This is a genomic window from Rhizobium sp. P1_E1 (assembly GCF_056406015.1).
This window is the reverse complement of sequence record NZ_JBFUAY010000022.1, coordinates 18,259-43,572: the sequence shown is the minus strand read 5'-3', so window position 1 is coordinate 43,572 and position 25,314 is coordinate 18,259. Positions and strand designations below refer to the sequence as shown.

Annotated in this window: 26 protein-coding genes; 10 read left to right on the top strand and 16 right to left on the bottom strand. The window is 61.5% G+C overall.

Annotated features, from left to right (window positions below):
• Nucleotides 1-78 precede the first annotated feature (78 nt).
• Nucleotides 79-750: a hypothetical protein gene (locus AC1D1Z_RS11120; protein ID WP_130759116.1), complete on the top strand. Its 672-nt coding sequence runs from the start codon at nt 79-81 to the stop codon at nt 748-750.
• 76 nt (nt 751-826) lie between these two features.
• Here AC1D1Z_RS11120 and AC1D1Z_RS11115 read toward each other — a convergent pair whose 3' ends face one another.
• From AC1D1Z_RS11115 to AC1D1Z_RS11100, 4 genes are all read right to left on the bottom strand, one after another.
• A complete protein-coding gene (locus AC1D1Z_RS11115) occupies nt 827-1,036 on the bottom strand; it encodes a hypothetical protein (RefSeq protein WP_130759115.1) in 210 nt (69 codons plus the stop codon).
• A gap of 361 nt (nt 1,037-1,397) precedes the next feature.
• Nucleotides 1,398-1,655 carry a hypothetical protein gene (locus tag AC1D1Z_RS11110; RefSeq protein WP_130759114.1) on the bottom strand — a complete coding sequence of 86 codons (258 nt, stop codon included), beginning with the start codon at nt 1,653-1,655 and terminating at the stop codon, nt 1,398-1,400.
• Between the two features lie 643 nt (nt 1,656-2,298).
• Nucleotides 2,299-2,631 carry a hypothetical protein gene (locus AC1D1Z_RS11105; RefSeq protein ID WP_176707489.1) on the bottom strand — a complete coding sequence of 111 codons (333 nt, stop codon included), beginning with the start codon at nt 2,629-2,631 and terminating at the stop codon, nt 2,299-2,301.
• A gap of 119 nt (nt 2,632-2,750) precedes the next feature.
• Nucleotides 2,751-3,032: a hypothetical protein gene (locus AC1D1Z_RS11100; protein WP_130759113.1), complete on the bottom strand. Its 282-nt coding sequence runs from the start codon at nt 3,030-3,032 to the stop codon at nt 2,751-2,753.
• Nucleotides 3,033-3,562: 530 nt separating this feature from the next.
• Here AC1D1Z_RS11100 and AC1D1Z_RS11095 point away from each other — a divergent pair.
• The gene (locus AC1D1Z_RS11095; protein WP_130652422.1) at nt 3,563-4,288 is read left to right on the top strand and encodes a 3-keto-5-aminohexanoate cleavage protein; all 726 of its coding nucleotides are present in this window, start codon (nt 3,563-3,565) and stop codon (nt 4,286-4,288) included.
• A 574-nt stretch (nt 4,289-4,862) separates the two neighbouring features.
• Nucleotides 4,863-5,084, top strand: a complete 222-nt coding sequence (locus AC1D1Z_RS11090; protein WP_018242078.1) for an alkylphosphonate utilization protein — start codon at nt 4,863-4,865, stop codon at nt 5,082-5,084.
• A 19-nt stretch (nt 5,085-5,103) separates the two neighbouring features.
• Here AC1D1Z_RS11090 and AC1D1Z_RS11085 read toward each other — a convergent pair whose 3' ends face one another.
• From AC1D1Z_RS11085 to AC1D1Z_RS11075, 3 genes are all read right to left on the bottom strand, one after another.
• Entirely contained in the window at nt 5,104-5,931 is an 828-nt protein-coding gene (locus AC1D1Z_RS11085) for a transglutaminase-like domain-containing protein (protein WP_130759112.1), read from the bottom strand.
• Between the two features lie 97 nt (nt 5,932-6,028).
• Nucleotides 6,029-6,910, bottom strand: a complete 882-nt coding sequence (locus tag AC1D1Z_RS11080; protein WP_477850507.1) for a transglutaminase family protein — start codon at nt 6,908-6,910, stop codon at nt 6,029-6,031.
• 517 nt (nt 6,911-7,427) lie between these two features.
• Entirely contained in the window at nt 7,428-7,583 is a 156-nt protein-coding gene (locus AC1D1Z_RS11075; RefSeq protein ID WP_047622869.1) for a hypothetical protein, read from the bottom strand.
• Nucleotides 7,584-8,483: 900 nt separating this feature from the next.
• On the opposite strand from AC1D1Z_RS11075, the gene AC1D1Z_RS11070 reads away from it, so the two are divergent.
• Nucleotides 8,484-8,738: a GlsB/YeaQ/YmgE family stress response membrane protein gene (locus AC1D1Z_RS11070; protein ID WP_018242084.1), complete on the top strand. Its 255-nt coding sequence runs from the start codon at nt 8,484-8,486 to the stop codon at nt 8,736-8,738.
• 78 nt (nt 8,739-8,816) lie between these two features.
• Here the strand turns inward: AC1D1Z_RS11070 and AC1D1Z_RS11065 are convergent, their stop codons facing one another.
• Entirely contained in the window at nt 8,817-9,098 is a 282-nt protein-coding gene (locus AC1D1Z_RS11065; RefSeq protein ID WP_130759111.1) for a hypothetical protein, read from the bottom strand.
• Between the two features lie 219 nt (nt 9,099-9,317).
• Between AC1D1Z_RS11065 and AC1D1Z_RS11060 the strand changes: the two genes are divergently transcribed.
• The 5 genes from AC1D1Z_RS11060 to AC1D1Z_RS11040 are packed head-to-tail and all read left to right on the top strand — an operon-like array spanning nt 9,318 to nt 14,776.
• The gene (locus AC1D1Z_RS11060) at nt 9,318-11,210 is read left to right on the top strand and encodes a peptidylprolyl isomerase (RefSeq protein ID WP_130759110.1); all 1,893 of its coding nucleotides are present in this window, start codon (nt 9,318-9,320) and stop codon (nt 11,208-11,210) included.
• 8 nt (nt 11,211-11,218) lie between these two features.
• The gene (trpD, locus tag AC1D1Z_RS11055) at nt 11,219-12,235 is read left to right on the top strand and encodes an anthranilate phosphoribosyltransferase (protein WP_130652425.1); all 1,017 of its coding nucleotides are present in this window, start codon (nt 11,219-11,221) and stop codon (nt 12,233-12,235) included.
• A gap of 9 nt (nt 12,236-12,244) precedes the next feature.
• Nucleotides 12,245-13,057, top strand: a complete 813-nt coding sequence (gene trpC / locus AC1D1Z_RS11050; RefSeq protein WP_047622866.1) for an indole-3-glycerol phosphate synthase TrpC — start codon at nt 12,245-12,247, stop codon at nt 13,055-13,057.
• Between the two features lies 1 nt (nt 13,058).
• Nucleotides 13,059-13,556 carry a cyclic pyranopterin monophosphate synthase MoaC gene (moaC, locus tag AC1D1Z_RS11045; protein WP_065277550.1) on the top strand — a complete coding sequence of 166 codons (498 nt, stop codon included), beginning with the start codon at nt 13,059-13,061 and terminating at the stop codon, nt 13,554-13,556.
• The gene (locus tag AC1D1Z_RS11040) at nt 13,553-14,776 is read left to right on the top strand and encodes a molybdopterin molybdotransferase MoeA (protein WP_130759109.1); all 1,224 of its coding nucleotides are present in this window, start codon (nt 13,553-13,555) and stop codon (nt 14,774-14,776) included. Before moaC ends, AC1D1Z_RS11040 begins: the two co-directional genes overlap by 4 nt.
• A 10-nt stretch (nt 14,777-14,786) precedes the next feature.
• Here the strand turns inward: AC1D1Z_RS11040 and AC1D1Z_RS11035 are convergent, their stop codons facing one another.
• From AC1D1Z_RS11035 to AC1D1Z_RS11010, 6 genes are all read right to left on the bottom strand, one after another.
• The gene (locus tag AC1D1Z_RS11035; RefSeq protein ID WP_130759108.1) at nt 14,787-15,449 is read right to left on the bottom strand and encodes a class I SAM-dependent methyltransferase; all 663 of its coding nucleotides are present in this window, start codon (nt 15,447-15,449) and stop codon (nt 14,787-14,789) included.
• A 28-nt stretch (nt 15,450-15,477) separates the two neighbouring features.
• Nucleotides 15,478-15,912 carry a GNAT family N-acetyltransferase gene (locus AC1D1Z_RS11030; protein WP_080764150.1) on the bottom strand — a complete coding sequence of 145 codons (435 nt, stop codon included), beginning with the start codon at nt 15,910-15,912 and terminating at the stop codon, nt 15,478-15,480.
• Nucleotides 15,913-16,056: 144 nt separating this feature from the next.
• Nucleotides 16,057-18,012, bottom strand: a complete 1,956-nt coding sequence (locus AC1D1Z_RS11025) for a DEAD/DEAH box helicase (protein ID WP_130759107.1) — start codon at nt 18,010-18,012, stop codon at nt 16,057-16,059.
• A 99-nt stretch (nt 18,013-18,111) separates the two neighbouring features.
• On the bottom strand, nt 18,112-19,968 hold the full coding sequence (locus AC1D1Z_RS11020; protein WP_130759106.1) for a CHASE2 domain-containing protein: 1,857 nt from the start codon (nt 19,966-19,968) through the stop codon (nt 18,112-18,114).
• 5 nt (nt 19,969-19,973) lie between these two features.
• Complete coding sequence (locus AC1D1Z_RS11015; RefSeq protein ID WP_018445284.1) at nt 19,974-20,492, bottom strand: FecR domain-containing protein; 519 nt, start codon at nt 20,490-20,492, stop codon at nt 19,974-19,976.
• Nucleotides 20,493-20,631: 139 nt separating this feature from the next.
• The gene (locus tag AC1D1Z_RS11010; protein WP_130716425.1) at nt 20,632-21,777 is read right to left on the bottom strand and encodes a citrate synthase; all 1,146 of its coding nucleotides are present in this window, start codon (nt 21,775-21,777) and stop codon (nt 20,632-20,634) included.
• A gap of 85 nt (nt 21,778-21,862) precedes the next feature.
• Here AC1D1Z_RS11010 and AC1D1Z_RS11005 point away from each other — a divergent pair, with 85 nt between their 5' ends.
• Nucleotides 21,863-22,951, top strand: coding sequence for a citrate synthase/methylcitrate synthase (locus AC1D1Z_RS11005; RefSeq protein ID WP_130759105.1), 1,089 nt, complete (start codon nt 21,863-21,865; stop codon nt 22,949-22,951).
• Nucleotides 22,952-22,993: 42 nt separating this feature from the next.
• Here AC1D1Z_RS11005 and AC1D1Z_RS11000 read toward each other — a convergent pair whose 3' ends face one another.
• Together AC1D1Z_RS11000 and AC1D1Z_RS10995 are read right to left on the bottom strand one after the other, a co-directional pair.
• Nucleotides 22,994-23,464 carry an SRPBCC family protein gene (locus tag AC1D1Z_RS11000; RefSeq protein ID WP_130759104.1) on the bottom strand — a complete coding sequence of 157 codons (471 nt, stop codon included), beginning with the start codon at nt 23,462-23,464 and terminating at the stop codon, nt 22,994-22,996.
• A gap of 171 nt (nt 23,465-23,635) precedes the next feature.
• Complete coding sequence (locus tag AC1D1Z_RS10995) at nt 23,636-25,264, bottom strand: CTP synthase (protein ID WP_130759103.1); 1,629 nt, start codon at nt 25,262-25,264, stop codon at nt 23,636-23,638.
• Nucleotides 25,265-25,314 lie beyond the last annotated feature (50 nt).

Genomic DNA, 25,314 nt, shown 5'->3' with positions numbered 1-25,314 from the left:
TTACGCGCATCAATTGACGGAAGAAACGACATTCTGTTCCTATTGGTGTTCCAGATGAACCAAGGAGAGAACGCAGACATGACCCCAATCAACAAAGAGGAAGCGGTTCGAAGGGATGATAAGTGGCTGCTTTCCACGGTCTTCAAGATCAAAGATCCTTATGATCTGAAACCATTCTTTCAGTGCTTCTGCAATGTACTTCCAGAACGACCACTAATCACGGAAATTCAGGAAGCGGAACATTTACTCAATACACGAGGCAAGAAAGTGCAGACTTATTACCTTAAAACCGCGACTGGTCCGTTTCGAGCAGTGAAGATGGCTGAGGGCATGGTGCTTGCACCATTCGATGACGTCGACATATCCACGACACAAGGTAGATCGGCTTTCCTGCGCACTGCCCGTGTATGCGTTCCACTCGAGTGGGAGCATAGCGTAGAGCATGCGGGGTATGCAGAGTACGCCGGTGCCGTGGGTACCCTGATGCTTCGAGAAATGTCGAAGCCCAAACCGATTTACTTACATGCAAGGTTCACCTACCCAAGTATGGGGCTCAACGAGCCTGAAGGCTATTGCTTCCTGTTTCGACTTGAAGATCAGTCGGAGTTCTTTCTAATGATATCTGATAGCGGGGCTATCCTAACGGTGCCCGAACCGCCATTTGAAATCATTGCCAGCAAGTCAAAAGAGGACACAGAAAGAGCACTGGCGGATTTTCGCGCCAGAAATCCAGGTAAGATTTCTATCTGAATTTGTGAACGACGGGCTCAATCGAGCCGTACATCGCGGTTGGATTGGAACCGATACTCCGTCCTCGGGCGCATGTTCATTGCCATGCCCTTAGTTCTCGCTCGATCTCAGCAAGGGCGTCTATCTTCCATTGAACAAGGTACACATATTGTTCCGCCATTAGCTCATCGATCTCACTGTCGGTGAGCGGGCTGAAGTGGAGGCTTTCGCGCGACCTCTCCAGCGCAGCGTCAGCTTGGGCGTCCAGGGACGTCTTTGTCCGACGAAGAACTTCTTCGAGGGTCATTGCTGCCGTCCTTCCGTCTGTTTGCCGGCCCGGGGCTCACCCTTTTGAGAAAGCTGCCAGAGAGCAACATTCGAACCGGGTTGAACGCCCGCTGGCACGTCGTCAAGCGCTATCCACATCGACCCGGCAAAGGTAGTCACACTTCCCCGTCGATATTCCAAGGCCCTCTATGGTAGCAGCCGGCATAGTGGACGCCGCCGGCTTCGAGTTCGGCGACGCGGGCGGCGAGCGTCTTCATCTTCGCTGCTGTACTGGCGGCCGTGGCAGCGATGAGAGCGTGAACACTCCGCCTGCTCAATGACCGTTCAAGCCTCAGCGCGCGCCGCGATAAGGGCGAGCTGCCCGTCGTCGTCCTTGTCTGTCATTGCCCAATGCTCCGAATGATTTCCCCCACCTCGGCGCCTGACATGGTGCGGCGTTGATCAAGGGCGAGCGCTAGCTTTTCGATCGAGCGGCGATGCTCGATCACGAAACGCTCCGCGAGTGCAGAGAGCGCGAGGCGCATTTCATCGCGGCCATCGGCCCACGAACCTAAGAAAACCGAATGTTCCAACAGTTGTTGATCCGGTTTCGACATTTCAGTTTTGGGCGAGCCTTGATTTCGGCATTTTTTCGGCATTCGCCGTTTCAAAAACGGTACCATGCGCCGCAGAACGACGAATCACGAAGCCGATAAGCGCCGAGATTCGCTTTTAAATAACAAGATGTTACGCTGAGAAACGCAACGAAGCGCGAAACGGCAAAACCGGCGTGCGGGAAACCGTACCGTGGGTTCGAATCCCACCTCTTCCGTCACGCAACATTGAATTTGCTGCATAATTTCTGGTTTCTGCCCAAAAATTGTACGCTTATCATAACGATAGGATGCCATCTAAGCGGAACCGGCGCGCAGTGGTCGGGCTTCCGTTTTGCTGTCGCCCCGATGATCGACTGGACGGATCGGCCCAGAAACAAGGTGACTTCGTGTTAAGTCGTACTTCTCGTCGTACCGTGGGTATTGAGCCTCCCTCACCTAGCCCTAAATCGGCACCCCCTAATCCTTGCAAAAATTCACAAGACGAATAGATTCAGTCCATCAGATAGCTTTTGCTGGTGACCACGGATGTACTGGCACCGTGCTGATGCAATCAAAGAAGGGTCGGCGCGAGCATTCGCCCCGACCTTTTTCTTTGCTGTCGCCCCGATGATCGACTGGACGGATCGGCACCGAAATAACGACCTCTGATGCCCGTGTCGTACTTCTCGTCGTCCTGCGCGGACGGCTAGAAATTAAAATACAGGCTCACACCTGACCTACGTTGGTAGGGGTAATAGTCGCGATAGCCGTAGTGGGGGTATTCATAATTTCGGGGATAGCCATAGTTCCGCGGACGGTAGCATGAGCCGTAATACCGACAGTCTCGGTAAGCGTATCGCTGGTGCTTCCAGTGGCCATTCGCATGCTTTTTGCCATGGCTGCGGTGTTTGACCTGCTCGATGTCGGCGGCGTGCATTGGCACTGCTTTCGGCACGACGATCGGTGTGGCGTTTAGCGGCAGGGCGAAAGATGCAGCCAGGACCACGGCTGCAAGTGCGGGAAAAAGTTTCTTCATCATCGGCGCATCCTTTCAGGCGTCTAGCCTGGGTTAATAAGCATTAACCTAGGATGAACGGATGGGCGCTGCCTTGATCTAGCCATCGCGGCGGCTTGTAACGCCGCGTCTAGCCACCTCTTTCACAAACCAAAGTGAAGCCTTTTCTTTCGATTACGAAAAGTATCCAGCATCTCCTCCACGAAAGCATCTTTGTCTACCGGCGTGCTGGGATGCAATCGATGCTCCTGTACCCACTGGTCCCATTCCAATGCTTTGATTGCGTCTCTAATCATCCTGTAGCGCTCCGCCAGGCGCTCCCTTGTTAGCTCGACAGTTTGGATCTTCAGGAGCTCGACCTGTCTCCATGCAGGTCGAGCCGCCAACCAGGCGCCGGCTATCGCCAGCACCGCCACAAACGCCACACCATTGTCATTTGGTGAGTCGTGAGATCGAATTCTCCGTGAACGGCGAGGCTGGGAACTAACGTCCGCATTGCGGCTGGAGCAATGAGAGAAGACCAAGACCGACCGGCGACCTTTGCGTCGATGATGAGATGATGTACAGGCTGCGGCAGGACGCGACTGCCATTAACTCAAGAATGGGGTCGGGCGGCAGATTGACGTCACGTCGCTGCCACGAGATCACGTGGCCGTCCTCTGAGCCTGCGTCGCAAAGACGTCCTGACATGACACGGCAACCTTGCAGGGCTGAATTCATTCCGCGTTAGGCTTGCTTCAACCCTCTAATTGAGCCGCTTTAGGTTCTCGGCGTTCGCGCAGCTTGATCCTGCGCGAGAGGCAGCAGTCGCCTATCTCGGCTGATTTGATATCACTGGGGCTGCAACAATAGCAGGGGAAACAGCCGTGATAGCGGCGGCGCCAAGGTTCTTCGAATTTTCCAGATTTTGGTATACCCAGTGTCTTAAGCGGCCCAACAAGCGCGAGGCTCCCTTATGATCGTTCAAGCTTGCATCAACGGCGCACGGCCGAGGGATTTCCATCCGCTCATTCCGCTGACGATCGATGCCATGGTGCGCGATGCCGCCGCTTCGGTCGCGGCGGGTGCCGCGGAGCTCCACATTCATCCGCGCGGAGCCGACGGCAAGGAGAGCCTTGCCGCCGTAGACGACACGCTTGGCGCGATCCGCCGCGCCTGTCCGGGAACGCTGATCGGTGTGTCCACCGGCGCCTGGATCGAAGGCGATCGGGAGAAAACGCGGGCAGGCATCCGCTGCTGGCGCGTTCTGCCGGATTATGCGTCGGTGAACCTGTCGGAAGACGATGCGCCTGGTGTCATCCAGCTGCTCCGGCAGAAGGGCGTCGGGATTGAAGTCGGGCTGGCATCGGTCGCCGATGCGGAGCGCTACACCAGCCTCGAAGATCATGAGCGGGTCTTTCGACTGTTGATCGAGCTTGACGACGAACAGGATCTGCAGCGCGCATGCGATATCAGGGATGGCATCATCGAGGTGCTTGAGCGCAGCCGCGTCAATCGGCCGATCCTCCTGCACGGCTTCGACGGGACTGTCTGGCCCTTCGTCCGATCGGCGCGCGAACGCCGCTATTCCACCCGCATCGGCCTGGAAGATGGTAAGCACCTCCCGGATGGAACGATTGCGAGTGACAATGCTGCATTGGTCGCGGCGGCCGTTGCAATCTTCCGCGGCCAATCGAACTGATCCCACTGTCGAATTTTCGCCGTTGTCGGTCCCCTTGATCCCGGCCGATCGTTGCTCGCGAACTAGAACCATGACAACTGAATAGAAGCTTTCCGGTTTTCGGAATTCGGGGCGCCTGATAAATATTCACGAAAAATACGAGTATATGAGGACGCCAATAGAACCCCAGAAGATAAGCGGTGCCAGTATCATCCCGGCGACAATAATCTTAGTCACAGCAAAAACTCCGCAAACTCCGCCCCGGCGCAAAATCTATGGCAGCGGCCGAAGCGTTAGTATGGGCATGAAGTCCGAGACAGGTCGGACCTTGGTCTGAACTTGCTGCGGCGGATGAGCGCCGGGCTCATTTATCCCCGGGCGCTGGGAGCTGCCGGTAAGGGATCGCCGGCGTTCTGGAGGTCTGCGCGTGAGTTGATTGAAGAAGGGTCGCGTAGGACTGAAGAGCAGCCTGGCCGGCCCCTTCGCATTGACTATCCCATGCCAACATGATTTCCCGTCCGCATCACGACAGCGCCGCGCGTCTTTTCAGACGCGCAAAGGACGCTGCAGCACTTTGAATTACTGCGGGGACATCATGGCCGACATCATTGTAAAGGACAGCAACGGGACTCAGCTTCAAGACGGCGATTCCGTGACGCTGATCAAGGACCTCAAGGTCAAGGGAACTTCGGAGACGCTGAAGCGCGGAACCCTGGTCAAGGGGATTCGCCTGACCGACAATCCTGGTGAGATCGAGTGCAACACCAAGCAGGTCAAAGGCCTCGTACTGAAAACCGAGTTTTTGAAGAAGGCATAGAGGGTCTCCTCGCCCACCATCAATCGTCCTTGAATGCCTCCTGCGGCAGTTCCTCGGTGATCACCTCGAAGCGGGAGAGCGTTGCCGGGCCGAAGGCCGTCGACATGGCGACGTCGGTGGCGTCGCGCCCGGTCGCCATCAGGATCCGGCCGATGCGTGGCGTGTTGTGGCGGGCGTCAACCGTATGCCAGTGGCCTCCGAGAAAGACCTCGAACCAGGCGCTGAAATCCATTGGATTGGGATCGATCGGAACGCCGATATCGCCGAGATAGCCCGTGCAATATCTGGCTGGGATATTCATGCATCGGCAAAGCGCGATGGCGAGATGGGCAAAGTCGCGGCAGACGCCCGCCTTATCGGTGAAGCCGCCATGCGCGGTCCGGAGAACGTCCGCCTTCAGGTAATCGAAGGTGATGTGGTCATGGACGAAATCGCAGATCGCCTGGACACGCGCCCAGCCGAGCGGCGTCGATGAGAACGTGGCCCAGGCAAAATCGGCAAGCCTGTCGGTGTCGCAATAGCGGCTGCCAAGCAGGAAGACCAGCACATCATCTGGCAGGTCATTGATCGCGTGCTGGACGGCATCGTCGGGAACGATGTCGGGCTGACCGCTGTCGTAGATCTCGAATTCCGTCGAGATTGTCGTCAGGCCCGGCGGGGCGACGATCCGGCTGCAGGCATTGCCGAACACATCAGTATAGCTCCAGGCCTCGATCGGCTGGTCGAATGTCAGGATCTGATCGCTGAGAAGATCGGCACGACGGGATGGGTGGATATTGAGGACGAGCAGCATTGGCGTTGGCTGCATGCATTCGTAGCCCAGATGAAACCCGGCGCGTATCTTCATGGTGGCTTCCTTGTCGCGTCTCCGCATTGGCAGAGGTGAGTAGGGAACGCTGATCGCGCTACCCGGTTCCCGCAAGACCGGGACTGTCACCGCCTGGCTAGCCAGATTGCCTTGTGGTGACGTTCACCTGCACCGTCATGCTGTCGAAATCCTTCCCATCCCCGTCATAGCTGCCGCTCAACGGGACTGCCTGGCGCGGATCGCGGGCAACGGCGACACGAATGAGATCGCGGTTGCCGACGATGCCGTTGGTCGGATCGAACTCCGTCCAGCCGGYGCCGGGAAGATAGATCTGGCACCATGCATGCGTCGAACCGCCGCCGAGCACGGTGGAGCCGTCCCGGTCGGGAACATAGACATAACCCGTGACGAACCGCGCCGCGAGGCCGAGGACGCGTGCCGCCTCCATCATCAGCAGCGCAAAATCCCGGCAGGTGCCGGAACGAAGCTGCAAGGTCTGCACCGGCGTCTGAGTCCCATGTTCCTGGCGCCGCGCATAGACGAAGCTTTCCCGAATGGCATAACAGAGCGTCATCAGCAGGTGCCCGGTCTCCGTTGGACGTCCAACGCGCACGAACTGGCGCGCCCAGCGTCCGACCTCGTCGTTCGGATCGGGATAATGGCGCTGCATCGCCGGCGTCAGATCGGCAATCTCATCCTTGTCGTAGGAGAATGGATAGGTCAGGGCCTCGTCGTCGACCTTAAGATCCAGGGCGACCTGCGGCGTATGATCGAGCGTGATCCAGGTTTCGAAACGAAGCTCGGACGCCGGCCTCGAAATATTGATGAGCGCCACGCAATTGCCGAAAACATCGTGGATCCAGCGCACATGACTTTCCTCAGGATAGATCGTCAACGACGCTTCGATCAGCCGCTGGTCGAAACTGTCGCGCGGTCGGAACATCAAGCGATGCTCGCCGAATTCGACCTCCCTGACGTAACGATAGGACGTGATGTGGCGGACGGAGAAAATCGTCATGAGCCGCCGTCCGGTAATCTGTTCACTTTGCTGCTCCAAGACGGCGATACCGCCTCTCCTCTGCGGAAGCGCCCTGCCCGCTTTCCCGCTCATCCCGATTTCTTGTCATATAAGCACATTCGAAAGATTGCTATTGTATCTTCAACCGATCGACGGCAGGGCCGTCCAACCTAAGAGGATAACATGCATATCATCTGGGACGTTCTGACGCTTCTGCTGACAATCGGCTCGCTCTATGGCGGTCGCGAATACCGGATTATTCGCGCCCGTGCCCGCGCTCAAAACTGGGGCAACTTCTGACCTGATCCCAATATCATTGATTCGATCCGGATATCTCTGATTCAATTTTGAATTATGGTGCGCATCGGATCGTTGCCGGTCGCGGTTACGTCGAATGACGTAAAGCCACACGTTTAAGAAAGTGCTTTATTAGCTGAGACGGAGTCTATCCGTCCATTCTCCCTGTTATTCTAAGCCCGCCTCACCCCAGGCGGGCTTTTTTATTCTGTCGCCTGCGTCACTTCTTTGAGCCGGCGGAAAGCACCCGATGGGTCGCGTTGTCCATGGCGTGGCTCGCTTCCTGTCCATCCTTCTTCAGCCCGTATGCGGTATTGCCGCAACCGGAAAGTGTCAGCAGGCAGATGCAGGCGATGGCGATTGCAGCTTTTGGCATCAAGTGTTTTCCCCCGGATTGAATGGCGATTCAGAGCATGATGCCGAAAAGTGTGAGCGGTTTTCGGACGACATCATGCTCTAACTCTTAATTTAGAACAGGAATCAGATTTTAGGCCGACTGGGCCTAAAATCATCCTATTCTAGAGAAAATGATGCACTCCTCGCCAAAATCAATCCGCAGGAGATAAGCGCGAACTGGCGGTATGGAACTCCATGACGCGGATCGGCGTTAACGGGAGCTATCCAACCGGGGTTAACGACATGGATTACCAGATTGCCTTCGCTGCGACGGTCGCAACAGCATCCTTCCTCTTCTTCATGTTGATCGTCCACCGGACCTGATTGCCAGCCGGCGGCGGATTGGGCTTGAGGCGCTCGATCACTTGACCATCGCCGACCCAGTTTGCGATCCGGAGAGATGGCAGCACCAAGTGCTATTGCGTCTGCAGTCGGCGTTGATCAGGCGGCGTAGACCGGAAGGTCTGGCGAGCATAGATCGCCGAAGATCCGTCAGCAAACACGGGAAGCGTGAAGAAGAAGTGTTTCGACATCGGAAAGTATTACGACAATCAAAAATGTGTTAAAGTTTAATCAATTGTGAGGCTTAACTATCTGTTAACAATATAGTTGCGCTCCTTCCGCTTCCGCTTATGCTTTACGCAAAAGGGGAGAGGAAAGATGTTTAGCAAAAGCCTGATCATGCCTTTCGGATTCGCAATGCTCGCCGTTGCCGGCCTGCTCTTCCAGATTGCCGCCCACGCGCTGAACTCTCCGGTCACCTTGCTACAGCCGTGAGTCACATAAGTTGCTGAACCTGCAAGCAATCTCAGTAACTGGGAGTGGAACTTCCTTTCGTTTCGTGCATTCTGTGACTCGTTTTGCCAGGAGGGAGATAACCATGGAAGACGCAGGCGTGGGTTGGATTGCAGCCATCATTATCGGCGGTGTCGCCGGATGGCTGGCGGAAAAGGCCATGCGCAGCAGCATGAGCCTGCTCATGAACATATTGCTCGGCATCATCGGCGCGATTGTCGCCAACTGGATCCTCGGTTTGTTGCACATCCAGCCGCTCGCCGGTTGGCTGGGTTATCTGATCACCGGTTTCGTCGGTGCCTGCATCTTGATCGCGATCGGGCGCGTCATCCGCCGCTGACGGTAGCTTTTGCCGTCATCGGAAGTATTGAAAGCCGGGCGTTCATGACGTCCGGCTTTTCTTCACCTATATTCCCGTTCAACGGCGGCTGAGCAGGCCGATCACGTAGGCAATGCCTGCCGTCACAGCGAGTGCCATGAGCGGTTCTTCGCGCACCTTGTCGCGCAGTTGCTCCGTCATCAGCGAAGCCTCGTCGGTAACCGCCGACTTCGCCCCCTGCCCCAGCGCCACCACGCTTTCCGTCAGCCGGGAAAGATCGTTGCGAAGGGCTGCGACCTGCGCCGACAGATCGTCTGCTGCTATGTCAGCCTTGACGCGCGCAGCGGTGGATTCGGCGGAAGCGGTTTTCAATTCTGCCATGGTCTGCTCCTGTTTCATGGGATGCCGCTTCAACGAAATGGCGGCCAAAAAGGTTCCGCCGGAGCCGATCTTTTGTTCGCTGCAAAGCTGCTGCCGCGCTGCCGTCGGTCCGCGCAGCTTTTCGCGTGACAAACCCTTCATTTCCTGTCGGGTTTGTTTTAAGGAACGTCGAATGTCTGCCCGCGCGCGGGTCAATGATACTGCGAGGTTTGCGTTTCTATGTTCCATATCCTGAGAAGGGCCGCTCAGACCTGGGTCGCCAAGCTGCTGATGCTTCTGCTGGTCGCGTCCTTCGGCATCTGGGGCGTCTCCCGGTCGCTGATAACGGGCAGCAACAGCACCACGGTGGTGACCGTCGGCGATCAGCATGTGGACGTCAACGAATTCCACCTCGCCTATCAGCGCCAGGTGGCAAGCGTCAGCCAGCAGTTCGGCACGCGCCTCACCCCCGAGCAAGCCCGCGCCTTTGGCATCGAGCAGCAGGTGCTCGCCCAGCTCGTCGCCGGTGCCTCGCTCGACCAGCTCGCCGAAGACATGAACCTCGGCCTGTCGCAGGATCGCCTCGCCCAGCTGATTGCCGACGATCCGGCGTTCAAGGCGGTCAACGGCCAGTTCGACCGCGAGCTCTTCGTCTCGCGTCTTCGCAATGCCGGCATCCGCCAGGACGATTACATCAAGGAGCGCAGCAAGGTCGCTGTCCGTAGCCAGGTGGTCGATGCCATCTCCAACGGGTTCACGGCCCCGAAGACGCTGGTCGATGCCCTGAAACTCTATGGCGATGAAAGCCGCAGTATCGACTACCTGCTGCTGACCAACGCCAATATCGAGCCGATCAAGGCGCCTGCCGACGACGTGCTGGCGACATGGTTCGATGGCGTCAAGCAGCGCTACCGGGCGCCGGAATACCGCAAGCTCATTTATCTCAAGCTGCAGCCCGCCGATATCGCCGATGCGGCGACCGTCACCGACGACCAGATCCACGAAGCGTTTGACAAGAGCAAGGATACCTATCGCACGCCGGAAAGCCGCACCATCGAACAACTGACCTTCACCAGCAAGGATCTCGCCGCCGCCGCCGAAACGGCGCTGAAGAGCGGCACCGGCTTCGACCAACTGGTTTCCGACCAGGGCAAGACGGCAAGCGACGTGCTGCTCGGCGAGTTCACCAAGGACAAGGTTCCCGACCAGGCCGTTGCCGATGCGGCTTTTGCGGTTTCGCGCGATGGCGGCACGACGCCTGTCGTCGATGGCTCCTTCGGCCCCGTCATCCTGCGCGTCACCAACATCAAGCCTGAAACGACGAAGAATTTCGACGAGGTGAAGGAGGATATCCGCAAGCAGCTGGCACTCTCCAATGCCTCTCAGGAAGTGATCAACGTTCACGATCGCATCGAGGACCTGCGCGCGGGCGGTTCCACGCTCGAGGATATTGCCGGCCAGCTGAAGCTCACCGCCGTGGCCGTCGACGCCGTCGATATGACCGGCGCCGACAAGGACGGCAAGGAGGTCAAGGATCTCCCCGCCAAGCAGCAGCTGCTCGGCGAAGCCTTCAAGACCGAGGTCGGCGTCGATGCGCCGCCGCTGCCGATCGGTAATGACGGCTATGTCTGGTTCAACGTCCGCGAAATCACGCCGGACCGCGAGCGGCCGGTGACCGAGGTGCGCGAAAAGGCCGTCGAAGACTGGACGGCGGAGCAGCAGAAGGCCGAGCTCGCCAAGAAGGCCGGTGAATTGAAGGCCGAAGCGGCCAAGGGCACGGCACTTGCCGATATCGCGACGCCGCTCGGCATCGCCGTCGAGAGCAAGAGCGGCGTCACCCGCTCCACCGATGATGCGGTCCTCGGCCGGGCAGGCATCACCGCCGCCTTCTCCGGCCCCGTCGACACGGTCGCAAGTGCTGTCGGCGCCGATCCCTCGACGCAGATCCTGCTGAAGGTCACGGAGGTCAACACCCAGCCGACCGGCGATGTGCTGAACAACCGCGATGCCCAGATCACAGCCATGGCCAATGCTGCCGGCGATGATATTCTCGATCAGATGGTCAACCTGTTGCAGACGCAATACGGTGCGCAGATCAACCAGACCCTCGCCGAACAGGCGACGGTCCGCTAGGAGGCTCTATGACCGATCTGAAGCCGTTCCTGGCCAAGGCCGCAAGCCGCGAGCCGCTGACGCGAGAGGAGGCCCGAGCCGCCTTCGACATCCTGATGTCGGGCCAGGCGACGCCCTCGCAGATCGGCGGCTTCCTGATGGCGCTGCGCGTGCGCGGCGAGACCGTCGATGAGATCGTCGGCGCCGTCACCGCGATGCGCTCGAAAATGCTGACCGTCGAGGCCCCGGCCGATGCGATCGACATCGTCGGCACCGGCGGTGATGCCAGCGGCACCTACAACATCTCGACGCTGGCGGCGCTGATCGTCGCCGGCGCCGGTGTTCCTGTCGCCAAACACGGCAACCGGGCGCTGAGTTCGAAATCGGGCGCGGCCGACAATCTGGCGGCACTCGGCGTCAAGCTCGACGTCGGTCCCGAGATCATTTCCCGCTGCATCGCGGAAGCCGGCGTCGGCTTCATGTTCGCCCAGCTGCATCATTCCGCCATGCGTCATGTCGGCCCCTCCCGGGTCGAGCTTGGCACGCGCACGATCTTCAACCTGCTCGGGCCGCTTTCCAGCCCGGCCGGCGTCCGTCGCCAGCTGCTCGGCGTCTTCTCGCCGCAATGGCTGGTGCCGCTTGCCGAAGTCATGCGTGATCTCGGCTCCGAATGCGTCTGGGTGGTCCATGGCGATGGCCTCGACGAGATCACCACGACCGGCATCACACACGTCGCGGCACTCGAAGACGGCAAGATCCGCACCTTCGATCTCTCGCCCGCCGATTTCGGCGTCAGCCCTTGCTTGCTCGCCGACATCAAGGGTGGTGACGGTGTCGCCAATGCCGCAGCCCTTCGCGAGGTGCTCGGCGGCGCCAAGAACGCCTATCGCGATATCTCGCTCGCCAATGCGGCTGCCTCGCTCGTGATCGCAGGCAAGGTCGCAACGATCCGCGACGGCATGACGCTGGCCACGCAATCGCTGGATAGCGGCTCTACCGCGCTCGCTCTCGACAAACTCATCGCCGTTTCCAACGATATCGACTAGGATTGCCCGATGACCGATATCCTGAAGAAGATCGAACTCTACAAGCGCGAGGAGATCGCCGCCGCCAAGGCGACGGTGTCGCTTGCCGACTTGAAGGCGATGCAGGCTGATCAGTCCGCCCCGCGCGGCTTCCACAAGGCGCTCGTTGCCAAGCGTGATGCCGGCCGCTTCGGCCTGATCGCCGAAATCAAGAAGGCGAGCCCGTCGAAGGGCCTCATTCGCCCGGATTTCGATCCGCCGTCGCTGGCGAGCGCCTATGAGGCCGGCGGTGCCGCCTGCCTTTCGGTGCTGACCGACAGGCCGAGTTTCCAGGGCGCGCCGGAATTTCTGACGGCCGCTCGTGCTGCCTGCACGCTGCCGGCGCTGCGCAAGGATTTCATGTTCGAGACCTATCAGGTGCAGGAAGCCCGCGCCTGGGGTGCCGATTGCATCCTGCTGATCATGGCTTCGCTGTCTGACGACGAGGCCGAACGCCTGCAGGACGAAGCCTTTGGCCTCGGTATGGACGTGCTGGTCGAGGTCCACGACGCCGAGGAGATGGAGCGGGCCCTGAAGCTTTCCTCGCTGCTCATTGGCATCAACAACCGCAATCTGCGGACCTTCGAAGTCAGCCTGAGCGTCAGCGAGACGCTCGCCCCCATGGTGCCGGACGACCGGCTGCTGGTCGGCGAAAGCGGCATCTTTACCCATGCGGATTGCAAGCGCCTGCAGGCCGTCGACATCAATACCTTCCTCGTCGGCGAGAGCCTGATGCGCAAGGACGACGTAGCCGCCGCCACCCGCGCGTTGCTTTTTGGCGAAGCCGCCATCGCGGCCGAATGATATGAGCGGCCAAAAGCCAGGGCTCACTCATATCGATGCCTCCGGCGAGGCGCATATGGTCGATGTCTCCGATAAGGCCGAGACGGTGCGCATCGCCACTGCCGAGGGCCATGTGAAGATGGCGCCGGAAACACTCGCTCTCATCCGGCAAGGCAATGCCAAGAAGGGCGATGTGATCGGGACGGCGCGCCTTGCCGGCATCATGGCGGCAAAACGCACCGCCGATCTCATCCCGCTCTGCCATCCGCTGATGCTGACGAAGGTCACGGTCGAGATCGAGGAAGATGCCGCCCTGCCCGGTCTGCGCGTTACGGCCACCGCCAAGCTGACCGGCAAGACCGGTGTCGAGATGGAGGCGCTGACCGCCGTCTCTGTCGCTTGTCTGACGATCTACGACATGGCCAAGGCGGCCGATAAGGCAATGGAGATCGGCGGCATCAGACTTCTAGAAAAGTCCGGCGGAAAATCCGGCGATTTCCGTCATCCGGAGGCAAGATGAACCTTCTTCCGGTCGCCGAGGCTCTGAACCGCTTGCTCTCTCGCGCAAAGCCCGTTGCGGCGTCCGAGACGCTGCCGCTTGCCGAGGCTGAGGGCCGCGTCCTGGCCGTCGAGCTGACGGCCGGCCTGACCCAACCGCCCTTCAACGCCTCTGCCATGGATGGCTATGCGCTACGCCGCGAAGACGCGCCGGAGCCGGGCGCCGTGCTGAAGGTCATCGGGATATCTTCCGCCGGCCACGGCTTCGAGGGAAGCGTCGGCCAGGGAGAGGCCGTCCGTATCTTCACCGGCGCGCCTGTTCCGCCAGGCGCTGATAGCGTCCTGCTGCAGGAGGATGCGGAGAAGATCGAGGGCGGCATCAGAACCAATTTCCCTGTGCGGCAGGGCCAGCACGTGCGTCCCCGCGGCCAGGATTTCGCCGAAGGCGAAGCCGTGTTGTCGGCCGGCACCGTGCTCGATTTCTCGCGGCTGACGGTCGCTGCGGGCATGAACCGACCTGATGTCGAGGTGCTGCGGCGCCCGCTGATCGCCATCCTCGCAACCGGCGACGAACTGCTGCCGCCCGGAAGCACGCCCGGCCCTTCGCAGATCATCGCATCCAATACGTTTGGTATTGCAGCCCTTGCCCGCAAAGCCGGCGCCGATGTGCTCGATCTCGGTATCGTGCCTGATGACAAGGCCAAGATCACCGCGGCGATCGGCACGGCGCGGGACGCCAAGGTCGATGTGATCGTCACGCTCGGCGGCGCTTCGGTCGGCGACCATGATCTGGTGCAGGCCACGCTGACCGAGGCCGGCATGCAGCTCGATTTCTGGCGCATCGCCATGCGCCCCGGCAAACCGCTGATGGTCGGCAGCTTCGGTGAGACGCATGTGCTCGGCCTGCCCGGCAATCCGGTCTCTAGCCTCGTCTGTTCGCTGCTCTTCCTTGAGCCGCTGATCCGCAAGCTCGCCTCCCTGCCGCCAGTGCGGCGCGAGGCAACGGTGGAGGCGGCCGTCACACTGCGCGCCAATGACCACCGGCAGGACTATATCAGGGCGAAACTTTCGAAATCCGCTGCCGGCGCCTGGCTCGCCGAGCCTTTCGGCAAGCAGGATTCCTCGATGATGAAGGTCTTCGCCGCAGCCGATTGCCTCGTCATCCGCCCGCCGCATGCGCCGGAACTGCCGGCCGGAGCGCCCTGCCCGGTCATGCTGTTGCGGCCGAATCTCTTGGCATAATCTCAGCCTTTCAGCCGTTGCCGAAGAGCGCAAAAACGCCCGCCGGCGCGGCACCGCCGGTGCCCCCACCGAAATCCGCAACTATATGGGTGGCGATTCGGCTGAGTTCGCCCCGCGGCAGGTGGGCCCGTTCGGGATCGCCGATCAGCACCTCGATGCCGCTCGCCTGGCAACGCCGCAGGAAGGCCATCACCCGCAAGGCGAGCGTGGGATCGTAGAACAGGTCGCCGACCACGAGGAGGTCTATCTCCGGTGGTGGATCCTCGATGATATCGGCGGCCCGGGCTATGATATCCACGCCGTTGATCGCCGCGTTGAGGCCGATCGCGGCAATGGCATTGGCATCGATGTCGACCGCCGTCACCGTGGCGGCTCCGGCCTTCGCCGCCGCAATGGCGACGAGCCCCGAGCCGGCGCCGAGATCGAGGACACGGCGACCCACGACTATTTCCGGCCGGTCGAGCAGATAGCGGGCAAGCACGGCGCCGCCGGCCCAGGGATAGGCCCAATAAGGTGCCGGATCGGCTTCTCTGCGGCCTGCAAGCCGCCAGAGCCCGCTTGCGGGGCCTGCCGTATGAAGCCGGATCTCGGGAATGGACGGAACGGGTGAGATCGGCAGATTAGCTTTGATAAAGGCGACCGGATCGGGTTGCTGCATGCCCGGGCGTTTCATCGTCGTCTGCTCCTGCCGCCACCGAAGCTCAATAGTTCTTCATGGCAAGATGCGGCATGCCACCGTCGAGGAATTCAGTGCCATAGGCAACGAAGCCAAAACGCTCGTAGAGCGGCAGCTTGTCCGCCTGCGCTGTGAGATAGAAGCGGTTGTCGCGTGCGCCGCGATGCAGTTCCATTGCACGCCCGATCATATCAGCCGCAATGCCGCGGCCGCGCCATCGGCCAGCAACCGCAACCCGGCCGATCTTCACATGTTCCTCGGCGTAAATGGCTCTCAGYGTGCCGGAAACCTCGCCCGCCGTGACAGCGACGAGATGATGGGCGCTGAGATCGTCGGCATCGAATTCCTCGGCTTCGGGAACCTTCTGCTCATATACGAAAACTGCGCGTCGCAGCCGGAAGGCCTCATTGCAGAGCGTACTGAAAACCGGAACGCTGAGGATTGCCGTTTCCACCATCATCCTTGCCTCGCTGAGGGATACGACCCAAAACCCTCCGCCAAGACCGGCGAAGGGTTGCTGCATAATTCCTCAAATAGGAAACGATTTTAAGGACAAATTATGCATTAATTCAAAGCATTACAGCGCAGTGCTGCAGCGACAAAATCAGCCGGTCCTCTTCTTCGAAAACTTGCCCTTCGGCCCGGCGCCGCCTTTGCCGTCATATTTGGCGCCTTCGAATTTCGGCTTGTCGAATTTCGGCTTGTCTGACTTCGGGCCATCGAAGCCGGGTTTGCCCGGCTTCTTGCTCCAGGGCTTGCTATCCTGTCTCTCCTGGCCGGCATTGTCGGCTGCGGCGTATCCGCCGCCCGGACCCTTGCCGAACTTGTTCTTCGGCCGCTCGCCGCGGAACGTATCGTCCGGCCGCTCGTCGCGGGATGGCCTGCCGGCATAAGGCTTCGGCGACGGCGCCCGGCTAAAATCCGGCGTGCCGGGAAGCCTGGTCACGCGGATGCCGCGTTCGAGCGCCTTGTTCGGTCCGATCGCCGCCTGGAAGCTTTCGGCGCTCGCCGCAGCGATCTCCACGAAGGTCTCCTCAGGCTGCATCTTGATCGCGCCGATCTCGCGCTTCGTCACATTGCCGTTGCGGCAGAGCATCGGGATCAGCCAGCGCGGCTCGGCATTCTGCTTGCGCCCGACCGAGACGGAGAACCAGACGCTAGCGCCGAAATCCTCGCGCGGTCCCTTCTGCGCCGGCTCGTAGGGCTCGGCATTGTCGCGGCGGTTGCGGCTGCGTTCGTCCTGCACGGTAACTTCGATGAGATCTTCCGGCGCCGAATGATTGGTGCGGTAAAGACGCAGGAAGGCGGCGGCAAGCTTTTCGCCGCCGTGGCTGGCAAGAAGCTGCTGAACCAGCCCCTGCTCTTCCTCCTGCGGCGTTTCGTTGAAGATCGGGTCGGCGAGCAGCCGCTCGTCGTCGCGTTCGCTCACCTCCTCGGCCGAGGGCGGTCGCGCCCAGGCAGCCGAAATACCGGCATTCTCCAGCAGGCGCTCTGCCTTGCGCCGTGCATTCAGCGGCACGATCATGGCGCTGATGCCCTTGCGTCCGGCCCGGCCGGTACGGCCGCTGCGGTGCAGCAGCGTTTCCGGGTTGGTCGGCAGGTCGGCGTGGATGACGAGATCGAGGCCCGGCAGGTCGATGCCGCGGGCGGCGACGTCGGTCGCGATGCAGACCCGGGCGCGCCCGTCGCGCATCGCCTGCAGCGCATGGCTGCGTTCGTTCTGCGTCAGCTCGCCGGACAGCGCCACCACGGCGAAATTGCGGTTGTTGAACCGCGCGGTCAGATGATTGACGGCAGCGCGCGTCGAGCAAAAGACGATGGCGTTGGTCGCCTCGTAATAGCGCAGCACGTTGATGATCGCATTCTCGCGGTCGCTCGGGGCCACCATGAGCGCGCGATATTCAATATCGATATGCTGCTTTTCCTCGGCCGCGGTGCTGATGCGCACGGCATCGCGCTGGTAGCTCTTGGCAAGCTTCGCGATCGCCGCCGGCACCGTTGCTGAAAACATCAGCGTCCGGCGTTCGTCCGGTGCCGCATCCAGGATGAATTCGAGATCCTCGCGGAAGCCGAGATCGAGCATCTCGTCGGCCTCGTCGAGCACGGCAGCCTTCAGTTCCGACATGTCGAGCGCCCTGCGGCGGATATGGTCGCAGAGCCGGCCGGGCGTGCCGACGACGATATGGGCGCCGCGTTCGAGCGAGCGGCGCTCGCTGCGGATGTCCATGCCGCCGACGCAGCTGACGATCACCGCGCCAGTCATCTCAAAGAGCCATTCGAGCTCACGCTTGACCTGTAGAGCAAGTTCGCGCGTCGGGGCGATGACGATGGCGAGCGGCGCGCCGGCATTGCCGAAGCGCTCCCTGCCTTCGAGCAGCGTTGGCGCCAGCGCCAAGCCGAAGGCGACGGTCTTGCCGGAACCGGTCTGGGCCGAGACCAGCGCGTCGGAAGCGGCAAGCGCCGGATCGAGCATCGCCTTCTGGACCGGGGTGAGTTCGGCGTAACCGCGCTTCTGCAACGCCTTGGCGATCGCCGGGACGACGCCGTTAAATTCTGTCATGGATTCGATCTTTCGGAGCTGTCAGGCGCGTTGCTGCGCCATGGCCGGAGCCAGCCGGCGGGGTATTTGCGCCGTTCCTAGCCGCTCCCGCGGCGATTGTCAAAGCGTACGGCTACGCCACAGCCAGACGTCGATGCGGCTTGCCCGGCCGCGCAGCGCCGTTTCCAACGGTCCCTCCATGCGGCCTGACTGCGTGAGCACGCTATCGGAGCCGGCAGCGCGGACGATTTCGGCGCTCAGCGCCAGTTCGACACCATGGCGGGCGGCCACCTCCATCAGCCGGCTGCCGACATTGATGGTGTCTCCCGCCGCCGTGATCTGTTGCCGGTCGCCGGTGCCCAATCGCGAGGCGACGATCGGGCCGCAATGGGCGCCGACCTTGAAGCCGATCTTTTTCGGGGCAAAGCCCGCATGCGCTTGAAGCCAGGCTCGTGTGCGCTCGCAGAGGCTGACCGCGCAGGCAGCGGCGCGGGCGGCATCGTCATCGGCCGGCTCCGGTAGGCCGAACAGGATCATCGCGCCGTCGCCCATGAAGCTGGTGATGGCGCCGCCATGGGCGCGCGCCTCCTCGTCGACCAGTTCGAAGAAGCCGCTCAGCATCTCGCTGACCGCCACCGGCCCGACATTTTCGCTGAGGCCGGTGAAACCCGAGAGATCGATGAAGATGACGGCGGCGTTCTGGCGCACCGGCGCAGCAAGGAAATTCGGATCGCGCGCCAGCCACTCGCCGAGGCCGGGCGCCTCGATGCGCTGCAGGAGCGCGCTCTGCTCGGCGAAATGGCGGGCGCGGCCGCGGTCGAGCCAGAGCTCGGCCGCCCCGTAGATCAGCGCCGGCGGCAGCGCTGCGGCGATCGGCAGCGCCGCACTCAACCAGTAGCCATGCGCAAAAGCCGACAGATTGATCATCGCCCAGACGATCAGCGTCAGCACGATGATGATGTAGCCTGCCGCACTGCGGCGCCAGGCAATCAGCGAAACGAGCACGAGCGTCAGACCGACGGCAATGCCGGCATCGATCAGCCTTATCCTACGGTCGCGCACCATGCCGTCGCCGGTGACGAGATGGGTGATCGCAGTCGACATCACCTCGACGCCCGGCATGACGGGATCGAACGGCGTCGGAAAGACGTCGCCGCCGCCCGTCACCGTCGAACCGATGACGACGATGCGACCAGTGACCGCATCCGCCGAAAGCTTGCCATCCAGCGCATCGGCGGCGCTAAAGGTGGCGATGCTGCCATGCCCGCCATAAAAAGTCACCGGCAGGCGCTGGCCGATATCGGTGGGAATACGCAGCTTTCCGAGCATGATGGCATCGGGTTCGATGGTGGGGTCGACGCCGAGCGCCACCGACGCGACACGCAGCGGAAAAGCCGGATCCAGCCGGTCTGCGGAACGCGAGATCAGCGGAATGAAGCGCGGCGTGCCGGTCTGGTCGGTTGCGACATTGACGATACCGACCGCCGCTGCCTCGGCAAAGCGCGGAAGCGGCAAGAGCAGCTGGTTTGCCTCAGGGATGGCGGCAAGCGGATCGCCGGCCGCATCCGTGACCCGCTGGCTGCTTTGCGCGAAAGTGGCAGCGGCCGCAATCACGCTCGGCCCCTGGCGAAGGGCAGCAGTCAGCGCCGCATCACCCGCTTCCGGCCCCGGATCGACGAGCAGAATGTCGATCGCCAAAGCCTTCGGCTTCAACGCGGTGATCGCCTCGGCAAGGCGTGCAAGTGTCGCCCGATCGAGCGGATAACCGTGCGCCCTAGCGGTGCGGTCGTCGATCGCAACGATTGAGACGACGGGCGGCGGTGTTTTCGCGCCGACGATGGCGCTGCGGATATCGGCAAGCGAGGCCTCCATCCGGTCGAGAAGGCCGCTTCCGGCATTGAGATGGGTATAGCCGAGCGCAGCCGCCCAAAGACCGGCGAGCAGCAGCGCGATCACGGTCAGTAGACGATGGTTCATGGGATTTATTGGCCGAGGCGGGCAAGAAGGGCGGCGGCGCGTGGCGCCGGCCAGCGGCGCACGACGAGGGGTTCTGTTCCGTCGGTAACGTCGACGCCCTCGCCCGGCGACAACACCACTGCCTCGCCGGCCGGCCGGCGGACCGCGACACTGCCTCTGACGACCAGCACCGAGGTCTTGCCGCCTGCGACATCGACAGCCCATTGCGTACCGCGCACGGCAGCGATCGCCTGCGGCGTCACGACCTGAAAACCACCGGCGTGCTGGTTGCTGTCGACATCGACGAGAATGGCCTTGCGCCGCAGCGATGCCGAATCAGGGCTGCCGTCGCGGTTGCGGTCGACGAGGCTGTAGGCGGCGCCCGCCTCCGCCGTTACCGTGACGCCGCCTGGACAACTGAGCACCTGGCGGGCGCCGGCATCACGCGATACCGTGCAGCCGGCAGACTGCGCAAAGGCCGCCCCATGCGGAATGAGGCCGAGAACGAGTGCGGCGGCAAGCAGGCTGCGAAGCGTCGTATTCATGGAAAGTCCCCTTGACTATGCGGAACAGCTCTTTTCGAAAGCGCCCGCCAACCGTCTTCTTCCATGTGAGGGATGATAGACGAATTCAAATATTTCCCTAGGCAAAAAAAGTAAACCGGCGCAATCGCCGGCGGAATTCTTACGTTCTACTATCCGTTTCAAGCACGGGTCCGGCATAACGCGCCCGCGGCCGGATCAATTCGCCGCTGTCGATCTGCTCCATCGCATGTGCTAGCCAGCCGGCGGAACGGGCAAGCGAGAAAATGATGATCGGCGCCTCCCTCGGGAGGTCGAAGGCGGCGGCCATTGCGGCAAGCGCGAAATCGACGTTGACCTTCTCGCCGACCATCTCCTCGCCGGTTTCCCGGATCTCGGCAAACTGTGGCGGCAAGTCAAAGTGCGAAAGCAGCGCCAGAGCCCTGACGTCGCCATCGGGATAGAGCGGATGACCGAAGGCCAACAGGCGATTACCCTGGGCGAGCGTGCGGCGGATCGCCCTTTCCGACCCAAGGGCGGAAGCGGTCTCGATCAAGGCGTCGACGCCCTGCCAAGCGGCGCCATGCAACGGCCCTGTCAGCGTCGCCAGACCGGACAGCACGACGGCCGAAAGAGCTGCACCCGCCGATGCCGTGACCCGCGCCGCAAAGGTCGAGGCGTTGAGTTCGTGATCGGCAAGCAGCACCAGCGCGCGACGCAGGCAATCGGCAGCGTCCGGCCGCTGCCAGCTTGCCGCAAGCCGCAAATGCAGCGGCTGGTCGGAAGGCCCTGGCGCCAGCGCATCGGCGACGGTGCGGAGAACGCCACTTGCTTCGCGGCGGAGTGCTGCCTGCGAGCGGCCGAGCGATGGCAGATCCGAGGTCACCCGCCCTGCCAGCGCCAGGAAGGCAACCTGAAGCGACGGAGAGGCATGTCCGGTCCCGCTGCCGGAGGAAAGTGTTTCCGCGCCGTTCCAGAGCAGTGCCGCCGTCTGCTCCAGCGTCGCGACTTCGGCGAAATCGGCCGCATCCTTTCCGCGATAGAAAAGCCGTCCGCCGATGATGGTGGAAATTGCCGAGGAGAGAACCGGATCGCCCCAGCGGATCGCCTCGGCGGCGACCGTTTCGGTCTTGCGGCGGCCGGCATGGCGTTCGGCAAGCCGCTGTACGTCGGAAGCCTGGTAGAGGCTGCGGCGCGGGTCGGTGGGATCGGGCTTGGCACGGATGCGCCCGCGACTGACATTGGCGTAGAGCGTCTGCGGCTTGGTCTTCAGCGCCCGCAACGCCTCCTCGGCAGTCAGCCACGACATTGGAGCCTCACATTGATCAATTACGTCAAGATTGACGTCAATGACGACTAGGTTGGATCATCCCGATCGTAAAGGAGAAAACAACATGAAAAATGGCTTGGAAGACGTCATTGCCGCCGAAACGCAGCTCTCGGATGTCGATGGCGAAGCGGGACGACTGATCATCCGCGGCGTATCGCTGGATCATCTGGTCGCAGACGGCACCTATGAAGGCGTCGCAGCCCTGTTGCTGGACGGGTTGATGGAGCGAAGCTTCAATGAAGTGGAATTGCGCGACTGGCTGGCGCAGGCGCGAACTGGGGTGTTCGACCACATCAAGGCCGCCGATGCCTCTTTGCTCGCCCTGCCTCCGGTCGATGCGATGCGGGCGCTGATCGCCCGGCTGCCTGACGGCGAGGATTTCGATACCGCGCTCAACCTTCTGGCGGCGCCTGCGGTCTTTCTGCCGGCGGTTTTGCGCCTGCAACGCGGTGAACAGCCGATCGCACCGGACGCCTCGCTGCCGCAGGCGGCCGATATCCTGCGCATGCTGACCGGAAAAATGCCGACCAGGGAGCAGACGGCTGCACTCGATGCCTATCTCGTGACGATATCTGACCATGGCCTCAATGCCTCGACCTTCGCGTCGCGCGTCATCGCCTCGACGCAGGCTGGCCTCACCTCTTCGGTGCTGGCGGCGCTGAGCGCCCTGAAAGGGCCGCTGCATGGTGGCGCGCCCGGTCCCGTGCTCGACATGCTGGATGCGATCGGAACGGCGGAGAATGCCAACCCGTGGCTCGGCGAAGCGCTCGACCGCGGCGAAAGGCTTATGGGCTTCGGCCATCGCATCTATCGCGTCCGCGATCCGCGCGCCGATGCGTTGAAGGGCGCTCTGAAGCCGCTGATATCAACCGGACAGGTAAACAGCGCCCGCGGCGCGCTGGCGGAAGCCGTGGAGGCCGCCGCATTGGCGATCCTGAAGGCGCGCAAGCCGAACCGCCCGCTTGACGTCAATGTCGAATTTTATACCGCGCTGCTGCTCGAAACGCTCGGCTTTCCCCGTGAGGCCTTCACCGGCGTCTTCGCTATCGGCCGCACCGTCGGATGGCTGGCCCATGCACGTGAACAGGCGCTCGACGGCCGGCTGATCCGTCCGCGCTCGGTCTATATCGGGCCGCTGCCGGCCGCAGCTTAGAGGTTGAATTCGCCGGCAGGGCCATATCCTTGCCGGCGACCGTCAACCGCCGACGAAGGCGGCGAGGTTGTCGAGCGTCGAGCGGCAACCTTCCTCATTGTCTTCGAGGCGAATGCCGGAGGGAATGTTGTCGCAGACCATCGTCACATCGGTGCCTCCATCTGCAGGCGACAATATCGTGGTCACGGTCATCTCGCCGGAAAAGCCCTCGTCCTCGGAATCGAAGGTCGTGGCCCAAACGATTCGTTCGTCCGGCACGAGCTTGGCAAAGCGGCCTTCGAACCTGTCGGTCTTGTCGGAGCTCTTGCCCGGCTGCGACGCCTCGTCGTCGGGATAGACGAGCGACATGCTGAAGGCACCGCCTTCCCTGCCCTCGAAGGCATGGACGATGCCCTTCATCGAACCGGGCGGAAGCCAGGTGGCGACGGCATCTGCATCGAGGAAGGCGCGGTAGATGCGCTGGCGTGGTGCTGCGATGAAGCGTGAGACGGTGGTGCTGCGTCCGGTGTTCATGCCGGCGAGATAGCGCAAGCACGGATGTTATCCAGATCGTGCCAGAGCAATTCCAGCAAAAGTGCGCAGCGGTTTTGCGTCCGGAATTGCGTGAAAACAAAGAGATAGAGCATTTCCGTTACTCGAAGAAAACGGAAATGCTCTAACCGCGCGATCTGGTGTTGGTATTCGTCAGACGAGACGGCTTTGTTCCGTCGCCGCTTCGATGAAGCTCGCAAACAGCGGATGCGGATCGAGAGGCCGGCTCTTCAGTTCCGGGTGGTACTGCACGCCGATGAACCAGGGATGGTCGGGATATTCGATCGTCTCCGGCAGCACGCCGTCCGGCGACATGCCGGAGAAGACGAGACCGCAGTTTTCGAGCCGATCCTTGTAGTCGACATTGACCTCGTAGCGGTGGCGGTGACGCTCGGAAATATCGGTGGAACCGTAGATATCCGAGATCTTCGTGCCCTTCTTCAGCGACGCCTTGTAGGCGCCGAGGCGCATCGTGCCGCCGAGATCCCCGGCTGCCGTGCGCTTCTGCAATTCGTTGCCCTTGACCCATTCGGTCATCAGGCCGACCACGGGTTCTTTCGTCGCGCCGAATTCTGTCGAGGAGGCACCGGCCACGTCGGCGAGATTGCGCGCCGCCTCGATGACCGCCATCTGCATGCCGAAGCAGATGCCGAAATACGGCACCTTGCGCTCGCGGGCAAAGCGGGCAGCGTGGATCTTGCCTTCGGAACCGCGTTCACCGAAGCCGCCGGGCACGAGGATGCCGTGCACCTTTTCGAGATAGGGTGCCGGATCTTCCTTTTCGAAGACCTCGGATTCGATCCATTCGAGGTTGACCTTGACGCGATTGGCGATGCCGCCGTGATGCAGAGCCTCGATCAGCGACTTATAGGCGTCCTTGAGGCCGGTATATTTGCCGACGATCGCGATCGTCACCTCGCCCTCCGGCGTGCGGATGCGATTGCAGACCTCTTCCCACTGGTCGAGCCGTGGCTTCGGCGCCGGCTCGATGCCGAAGGCGGCAAGGACTTCGTCGTCCAGACCTTCCTTGTGGTAGGCTATCGGCACATCGTAGATGTTGGCGACGTCGAGCGCCTGGATAACGGCGGACGGGCGAACGTTGCAGAACAGCGAGAGCTTGCGGCGTTCGGCTTCCGGAATTTCGCGGTCAGCGCGCACCAGCAGGATATCGGGATGAATGCCGAGTGCCTGCAGTTCCTTGACCGAATGCTGTGTCGGCTTGGTCTTGAGCTCGCCGGCCGCCGGAATATAGGGCATCAGTGTCAGGTGGACGTAGACGGCGGTGCCGCGCGGCAGGTCGTTGCCGAGCTGGCGGATCGCCTCCATGAACGGCATCGCCTCGATGTCGCCGACCGTGCCGCCGATTTCGCAGATGACGAAATCGTAGTCGTCATTGCCCTCGATAACGAAATCCTTGATCTCGTTGGTGACGTGCGGAATGACCTGCACCGTCGCGCCGAGATAGTCGCCGCGCCGTTCCTTGTCGATGATGTTCTTGTAGATGCGGCCAGTGGTGATGTTGTCGGTCTTGGTCGCCGAACGCCCCGTGAAGCGTTCATAGTGACCGAGATCGAGATCGGTTTCCGCGCCGTCGTCGGTGACGAAGACCTCGCCGTGTTGGGTCGGGCTCATCGTGCCCGGGTCCACGTTCAGATAGGGGTCGAGCTTGCGCAGCCGGACCCGATATCCACGGGCCTGCAGCAACGCTCCGAGAGCCGCGGCCGCAATTCCTTTTCCGAGAGAGGAAACCACGCCGCCAGTGATGAATACGTATCGCGCCATGGGATTCACCGGATACCTTTTCAAAAACGATTCCACCAGCCCAAAAATTC